8 protein-coding genes are annotated in these 7,846 nt (G+C 40.2%); 6 read left to right on the forward strand and 2 right to left on the reverse strand.

Annotated features, from left to right (window positions below; all coding sequences use genetic code 11):
* The first annotated feature begins 98 nt into the window (after nucleotides 1–98).
* The 3 genes from ACH10T_RS00475 (at nucleotide 99) to ACH10T_RS00485 (ending at nucleotide 2,744) form a co-directional block, all read left to right on the forward strand.
* The gene (locus tag ACH10T_RS00475) at nucleotides 99–1,139 is read left to right on the forward strand and encodes a hypothetical protein (protein ID WP_394807384.1); all 1,041 of its coding nucleotides are present in this window, start codon (nucleotides 99–101) and stop codon (nucleotides 1,137–1,139) included.
* A gap of 18 nt (nucleotides 1,140–1,157) precedes the next feature.
* The gene (locus ACH10T_RS00480) at nucleotides 1,158–1,997 is read left to right on the forward strand and encodes a GGDEF domain-containing protein (protein ID WP_394807385.1); all 840 of its coding nucleotides are present in this window, start codon (nucleotides 1,158–1,160) and stop codon (nucleotides 1,995–1,997) included.
* 342 nt (nucleotides 1,998–2,339) lie between these two features.
* On the forward strand, nucleotides 2,340–2,744 hold the full coding sequence (locus ACH10T_RS00485; RefSeq protein WP_394807386.1) for a hypothetical protein: 405 nt from the start codon (nucleotides 2,340–2,342) through the stop codon (nucleotides 2,742–2,744).
* Between the two features lie 32 nt (nucleotides 2,745–2,776).
* Here ACH10T_RS00485 and ACH10T_RS00490 read toward each other — a convergent pair whose 3' ends face one another.
* A complete protein-coding gene (locus ACH10T_RS00490) occupies nucleotides 2,777–4,240 on the reverse strand; it encodes a dynamin family protein (RefSeq protein ID WP_394807387.1) in 1,464 nt (487 codons plus the stop codon).
* A 463-nt stretch (nucleotides 4,241–4,703) separates the two neighbouring features.
* On the opposite strand from ACH10T_RS00490, the gene ACH10T_RS00495 reads away from it, so the two are divergent.
* Complete coding sequence (locus ACH10T_RS00495; protein WP_394807388.1) at nucleotides 4,704–5,417, forward strand: DUF502 domain-containing protein; 714 nt, start codon at nucleotides 4,704–4,706, stop codon at nucleotides 5,415–5,417.
* Between the two features lie 32 nt (nucleotides 5,418–5,449).
* Here the strand turns inward: ACH10T_RS00495 and ACH10T_RS00500 are convergent, their stop codons facing one another.
* Nucleotides 5,450–6,490: a YgfZ/GcvT domain-containing protein gene (locus tag ACH10T_RS00500; RefSeq protein WP_394807389.1), complete on the reverse strand. Its 1,041-nt coding sequence runs from the start codon at nucleotides 6,488–6,490 to the stop codon at nucleotides 5,450–5,452.
* Between the two features lie 163 nt (nucleotides 6,491–6,653).
* On the opposite strand from ACH10T_RS00500, the gene ACH10T_RS00505 reads away from it, so the two are divergent.
* Both ACH10T_RS00505 and ACH10T_RS00510 read left to right on the forward strand, forming a co-directional pair.
* Nucleotides 6,654–7,097: a protein YgfX gene (locus tag ACH10T_RS00505; RefSeq protein WP_394807390.1), complete on the forward strand. Its 444-nt coding sequence runs from the start codon at nucleotides 6,654–6,656 to the stop codon at nucleotides 7,095–7,097.
* A 168-nt stretch (nucleotides 7,098–7,265) separates the two neighbouring features.
* Nucleotides 7,266–7,544: a hypothetical protein gene (locus tag ACH10T_RS00510; protein WP_394807391.1), complete on the forward strand. Its 279-nt coding sequence runs from the start codon at nucleotides 7,266–7,268 to the stop codon at nucleotides 7,542–7,544.
* Nucleotides 7,545–7,846: the final 302 nt, after the last annotated feature.

Below are 7,846 nucleotides of genomic sequence, written 5' to 3' on the forward strand. Positions count from 1 at the left end.
ACCCGTAAAATTCTTTCGCTTTATTCCCGTCATTTCCTGCTCCTTCTTAGCAGGATACCATCTTAATTTACTGTCCTGAAAGGAGGGTCCACTATAGTATGAATGAAATTAAAAATTCTAATCCTTCTTTTATTGCACGTGAAACGTTAAAGCAACTTGCTTTGCTTAAAGTTTCTCCTACACCAGATAATTATCATAAGCTGTATGATCAAATTGCGGGTAATCCACCTAACCAAATATCTGCTATTACCGCAAAAATGCTCACTGATTTAGCCAAAGAACTACCACGTCATACACCGCAATTACTTAGCTTTGCCAATAATCTGGAACAAGCTGCGAATGAGAAGAATTGGACAAAATTTAAATCGATAATGATAAAGCTTGTTACTAATGAGGCTGTCACTATTAGTAAACAGACATTACTGGTTAATGCTAAATCGGAATCGGCTATTCCGTGGGGAGGAACCATTGAGGAATTATTTGAACTGTTAGCAGCTAAAAATAAGAAATTGATTTCCGATAAATTATGGATAGATCTTCATCAGGTACTTATCAAGTTCTCAACAGATTCAGATCAATTACATAATGAACTAAGAGGACTAATTGATACGTGGAGTGCATTAACATCAAATTCTCAAGAAATGATTGAGAATGGTGAAGAACCCTCATCCATAAAATTACAAACTGAGCCCGATCCACAAAATTCCCATCCAGAGTATATTGCTTCAGAACAAAAGCACGTGATCAGCAACTTTACCGGACAAATGCTGGAACTGATGGCGCAAATGCTCGAACATATCGCAGTTACCCTGTTGGATGATGCTACGCTAGCCAATGAAGCTAGGACATTGGCGCAACAAGTACGGGAGATTGAGGATAAACAGGAAATGGAGCAATTTATTGCTCATTTCCAAAAATTCTGCGTCAAATTCGAATCCCATGGCGAGAGCGGAATCAAGTTGCAACAGGGTTTGCTCAAATTGCTAAATTTGTTAATGGATAGTACCGGAGAATTGTTGTCTGATGATCAGTGGATCAAAGATCAGATCTCTAGATTGAAAGAGACTATGTCTAAGCCACTGAATTTGCAAATAATGGCTCAAGCAGAGCAGTATCTAAAAGAAATCATTCACAAGTAAGAAGTAATAAAGCAAAGCTTGGGCAAAGCTAGAGTGACTGTGAAACAGATGGTGAATTCCCTCATCAATAATATTGAAGAGCTCACTGATGCAACGGGAACCTATCAAGTTAAGCTTGAATATTTTTCAGATAAGGTTAATCAGACTAATGATCTAGATGAATTGAATCAATTGCTCGTGGAGATTATGCAAGAAACCCAGCAAGTACAAAGCAGTGTCTTAGAATATCGGGATGATTTAATAGTTACTCGCACAGAAGTAAGCAAAGCACAAGATCAAATCAGTCAGCTTGAAATTAAGTTATTAGAAATGAGGGAGAAAGTACAAGAAGATCATCTCACGGGTATATTCAATCGTCGTGGGTTGGATAGCGCATTTGAACGTGAAATATCGCGTGCAGAGCGCAATCAAGAGCCACTATGTTTTGTGTTGTTAGATATTGATAATTTCAAGCAGCTCAATGATACGCATGGCCATAAAGTAGGCGATGATGCACTGGTTTTCCTAGTTGGTGCTATCAAAGAAACAACACGACCCGAAGATATTGTGTCGCGCTATGGTGGTGAAGAATTTGCAATACTGCTACCAAACACAATCCTTGAAGAAGCACTTTTAATTTCATCAAGAATACTCCGCAATTTAACTAAAAAATTCTTTTTGTATGAAAACAAACGTTTGCTAATTACTTTTAGCGCTGGCGTAGCACAGTATCAACCAGGGGAATTGCAAGAGAGTATTTTTAAGCGCGCAGATCAAGCAATGTATAAGGCAAAGAAGACTGGAAAAAACCAAATACTTGCAGCAGATAAATTTCTTTCTACCGCAGAGTATCCCGAAGCCGAAACGCTTCAACATTAAATTGTGAGCTTATACCTCATCGAGTTAATGGATTTGAGTGACGAATTGGTAGCATTGCAGTGAAAATAAAATCCTTATTACTAAGTTTTTCGCGACATGAGAGAGCTCCAGTAGAAGCTGCCTTGTCATTGCACAGAGCTTGGCTAAATGCTATTGTTATTTAAGCAGAGCTAGTATTTGCTTTGTGAAAAAGAATGCGAAGTCTTGAAACAGAGTCTAATGGATTGTTTCATCAACATATTTTTATATACAGTAGTATTAATAACCAATTAAAGATTGGATATGGCGCTTACTTTGTGGTGTCTGAACTAGGTTGTATCGCTGAAGTCATTAGAAGATACGGTGAGAGTGCGGTTTTTTGAACAAACTAACTCGACGAGATTGGAATTGCAAACGCTGTTATGGGCATTGGATGAAACAAATGCTCTAGCCAGTGATCACGAGCTAGCTTTGACGGTTTATAAATATTCTCAAAACATTATTGGTCTTCCGGAAAGGCGCTTCCATCTCGAACGAAATAATTATTTTTCTAGTAAGAACAGACAACGCAATAATTACGATCTGTACCAGGAATTTTATCGATTGATCTCCAAACTAAACTGCGAGTTTGTTAAGGTGGTAGGACATCAGCATCTGGCAGGAAAGGCGGGATTGATAAACTATTTGGTTTGGTTGATCAAGCATCCAGGCGTACGCTGCGAAAAGATTTTCAGCACATGGATGAAGCAAAGTATTGAATTGTACTAGCTCAGACCTGAGCTAGTACATGTAAATAAACTTTAAACTTGTGAGTTTCCGCTTTCGTTACCGGAGGGATTAGTAAACTGATCATTTAATGCTTGGATATAATCATTGGCTTCATTAATGATCTCATCAATTGTTTGCTGTGTTACTTCATTCCAGCCAGCCGGATTCTTTAGGAGCATTGGGCGGTAAGCGGTAGTACTTTTATTAAAAGCCTGCATAAATTGTTTGTATGTTTCATGGTCATTTCCCATTTCATCTGCCAATCTCTTCAACAGATTGTTGGCAACAGCGCGTCGAATAGAAAAATGGATATAAATAATACTGATTACCAGAGATACGGCTATTACCAACGCGGTGGTTTCGCCTTGCATGAGCTCATCTGGGAATGCTTTCAGAAGACCCCAGGATTCATTCATAGTTAAAGCCACACCTGCTAATACTGCCAGAATACTAAATGCCATACTGTCAAATAGAATGACTCTGCTTTTCCATTTTTTAAGCATTTCAGAGAGTTTGTTGACAATCTGATTTTTGATACCTTTGGCAGTTTGTTCAAGCTTCCCGACGATACGATAAGAGCGCTCTATTTCTATTTGGTGCATGCGTGCATCGATGTCAGCCATATCTTCTGCACGTTTCTTTTCAAAACGCTCTCTAACATGCGGATTAGCAATCGGAACGGCAGCACTTGGATTATAAACTCGATAGAATCGCCCCGTGACGAGACCCACTTCGGCCAGAGAACGCTGCCAGGCTGAGACAACCTCTTCAGGATTGTCTTCCTGGGCTGTTACATCAATTTGGTTGAGGATATAAAGAAATTTATTGGCGTCTGCACGATTAACACTCGCTGATACCAAATAAGCCAGTGTATCCTGCATCGCCTTCGGTTCTGGATGACGCGCATCAAAAAATACCAGAACAAGATCAGATAAATTGATGATGTGCTGGGTTAAGCGTAATGTAGATGCGCGCTGGTTGTCGGCGTCGAAACCCGGAGAGTCAATAAGAATTTTTCCGCGTATGTTTTCAGATGGGCAGGTTTTTAGCTGTAGGTAAGCATCAATACGTTCTTGCCCAGCTTCAGAAATTTCATCAATGCTACGGCTTATCTGAAAAAAAGGAAAACGCGGATCTGCATCGAGCGCTATACCAGGAAGTGTTTTTGCCTCATTATGGCGGCTGTAGCAGATTACTGTGAATTTATCATCGACAGCCTGATTTCCCGTGCGTTGCAGCGGCATATTCAAATAAGAGTTGATATACGTTGATTTACCGGCAGAAAATGTACCTAATACAGCGATCATAGGCCACCACGTCACACAGGTTGCATAGGATTCATCTTTACCGATTAGTCCCATGCTATGACCGACATAATCCATTTTTCTAAAACTTTTTACCGCATTAGCCAGAGTTGGATTATCCGGATGTTCGTCAGCAAGGTGTTTCTGTAAACCTTTCAGATACTTATTGATTTGTGTTGAACTATGTGACATAACAGTCCCTTTTCATTCTAATAGAAGTACACCCTGAATCAGATACTGCATGGGTGATGTTTTTTTATTTAATAATTGAGTTCGCATAATACGATTATGTTTTTCAATTGATTATTTGGCCCTCGATCGGGAAAGAGTATAAATTGGTCAAAATTTTTCCGAAGCAATTGAAAACAGATATCGCGATATCATCTGATATAACACATTCATTACTAGTAATTTATGTCGGAGATTATAACAACTAGCCCGGCGATTCTACCAAGAACAATGCTGCCTTGCCAGTAAATGATATTTCTAATATTTATACCGGTCTTCGACAGAATAATATTATCATAGCCTGTTTGGCATTGAATAAATTATAGGTGGTTGTGTATTCACTGAAGAAAAGAAGTGCTAATCATGCGTAAAGGGTTGAAGTAGGTTGAAGTAGGTTTACTGTTCAGTCGGGGATGAGTTTAGAAACATGACGATACAAAAAAATGACGAAGAGCAGCGCTCAGAGCGCTCTGCTCATGTAGGTCGCTACATACTTATTGGTTTTCTTACGGTAGCGCCATTATGGGTTACCTGGTTGGTGTTTGATTTCTTATTAAATTTATTAGCGCGTATTGGAGATCCTTTATTAAAAGGAATGGCCCGTGTAGTTCGCCCCTTTTCAGATACTACGGCCAGCTGGTTACTGGATTCCAATTTTCAGCATGCGGTTGCCGCACTGCTGACAGTAGTTAGTTTGTATGGTATCGGACTGCTAGCATCTTTTGTTATAGGTAAGAAAGTCATTAGTATTTACGAATACATACTGACCAGATTGCCTTTAATACAGACAATTTATGGTGCCACCAAACGTTTCTTGCACACAATAAGTAAACCGCCTGTTACCGGGCAGCGAGTTGTTCTGATCAGCTTTCCATCATCGGAAATGAAGGCTGTCGGTTTTATCACGAAAATCATGCATGACGAAGATAGTGGAAGAAAACTGGCCGCAGTCTACGTGCCGACTTCGCCCAATCCTACATCCGGTTATATTGAAATCCTGCCGATGGAAGATGTGATATTAACGGATTGGACGACTGAAGAAGCAATGACGTTTATTGTGACTGGCGGTACCAACGCGCCTGAAAGTTTGCGTTTCACTAATAAACCGAAGCAGCAAGAACAGGCAGCGGAGAAACAATAGGAATAGAATTTTATGTCAGCATTGTGAGGTTTTTATGCAGGCAATGAATAAGGCAGTGATTTGATTTGCAGCACAGGTCCTTGCAGCGATTGCCAATGAATCTCGGATGAGTCAACGCTGCTTTGTTGGATTACCGCCAAAATATCAAAACCTCCGTTCGGTGACAATGCCGCGTTGATGATGTTTCCACTGGATTGATCATCCATATCAATGCTGTACAGCTCATCACCCGCTCTTGCCACTTCTGCAGTGGCTATGTGAGCGAGAAACATACGGCGTTTGAGTTTCCCCAGATACTGGGTACGCGCCACAATTTCTTGCCCAGGATAACAGCCTTTTTTGAAACTAATGCCGCCAATCGCATCCAGATTGATCATCTGTGGCAAAAACTGTTCCTGGGTCTCAGGTAAAATTACTGGAATTCCAGATTGGATATCCAACCAATTCCAACAATTGGCGCCAACAGGTTTGGCATTTTGGCTAAAATGTTCCCAAAGTGGGATCGCATTTTCGATTGAAGTAATCAGCTCAAGGCGGTTCTGAGCCAGACTAATAATGGTGATATTTTTGTTATGAATGACCTGGGTCGGTTGAATCAAATTACATGACGATCCTGTAATTTCCTCAGTCAGGGAAGCAGCATTCTGACCTGCAATTCCGATGCGTACCAGGGTATCGCTCACATTATTCAGTTGCACATTGGCGCGCAGCACATAGAGTGATAAACGCTTTTGTATGGAAATACACAAACTGATTGGCAGTTGCATAAAAAAATTATCATCTTGCTGCCACAGTAAGAAACTTGCTAGAACCCGTCCTTTAGGATTGCAGTAGCTACCGTACTGTGCTTTTTTTAGATTGATTTCACGGATATCGCAACTGAACTGGCTTTGCAAGTAGGATGGCGCATCGTTTCCGGAAAACCGAATCAATCCGTAATGGGAAAGATCGGACGCAATAGTCCCGGTTTTTGTACCTTCAAGTTCCGTTGCGTTATCACCAAAATGAATCACACAATTATTTTCAATAACAGCGTGATGATTTCGTAGATAGGTTTGCCAAACTGGATTCATATAAAAGCTGTAACTAAATTGATGAACGCAATTATACGATATACCATCCAGATTAAATCAAGAACTAATCTCTGGAGATGAGTTTTGATTCCATTTTGCGGGCGCTCTAGAAGCTTCAAATTTTTCCATTAAAATATTTGTTGATGGTTAAGTGATTTTAAATATGGATGCTTTGTACATTCATCGCAAACATTCCTATCGGCTAGCGACTATCCTCAGCTTGGCTCATCTCGCTACGGCCGGTTTATTATGGCTATTGGAGCTGCATCTGGGTATCAAGACGATTGTCACTGTCGTATTGGTACTCAGTTTAATTTATTATTTACGGCAGGATGCCTTGCTCACTGCGAACGATGCCGTGGTAGTTTTAGTGCTGTCTGATGAAATGCAATGCACATTGACCACGCGTTCCGATGAATTAATTGTTTGTAGTATCTTGGGTAGCACCTTTGTTGCACCTTATCTGACGGTATTGAATTTGCAGCCTGTGGGAAAGTTCTTTACGTGCAGTGTCGTGATACTGCCTGATAGTATTGATGCAGAGGAATTCAGGCAGTTACGAGTATGGCTACGATGGAAATGGAGAAATAATAAAGAAAAACCATAAACTTTTTGGAAGTCTGTTTAATCAAATATGCTGGAATAGGTACCTCATCAAAAGAATTTTCTGATATAAACGGTCAAAACAATTTGCACCCGATAGAAAATTTTTCTGCTATCCTAATTAAAGAAACAGGGGAGTTTTTTTATTTGTAAATCTAAGAAAGGAGAGAATATGTTCAAAAAAACAGTTAATACGTTGTTATTAGTTATTGCACTGGTTTTCACCGCAAATCATGCTTTTGCTGCTTGCAGTCTGGAATCCGAGAAAGATGGAAAAACTGCTTGTGCAGCTAACCAGGTATGCTATTTAGTTGAAGGAACTTGTATTGATAAAAAGAGCCTTCCAGCTGGGAAAGCATGTAAAAAATCAGGTGTTTGTCAGAATTCTTGTGTGACAGAAGATGGCAAAGAGACTAAAGATGATGGTTCCGAAACAGGAAAGTGCAGCTAGTCTTTGAAGAAATACTGTCGGTATTACTAACCTAAGCTGGTATAGCCGGCTTAGGTGGTTTTATTGATGAAGGTGTTTATGTAACTGTCTTTAAGGAATCGCTGATTAAGTTGATTACATTCATGGTTCGACGAGCATTACCGCGCCCATGGCTGGAGTACTCCGCAGCACTGGTAATCATCGCCCGCAAAATCGCCCGCGCAACCTGGTCTATTCATCATTACAATTCAACTTTCGACCCGGAAAGGATTACAAAAAATGCTTGACGCGAACCATAGAATCTCACCACGAACGTAATCAAT

This window comes from Nitrosomonas sp. (assembly GCF_043753625.1).
Lineage (GTDB): Bacteria > Pseudomonadota > Gammaproteobacteria > Burkholderiales > Nitrosomonadaceae > Nitrosomonas.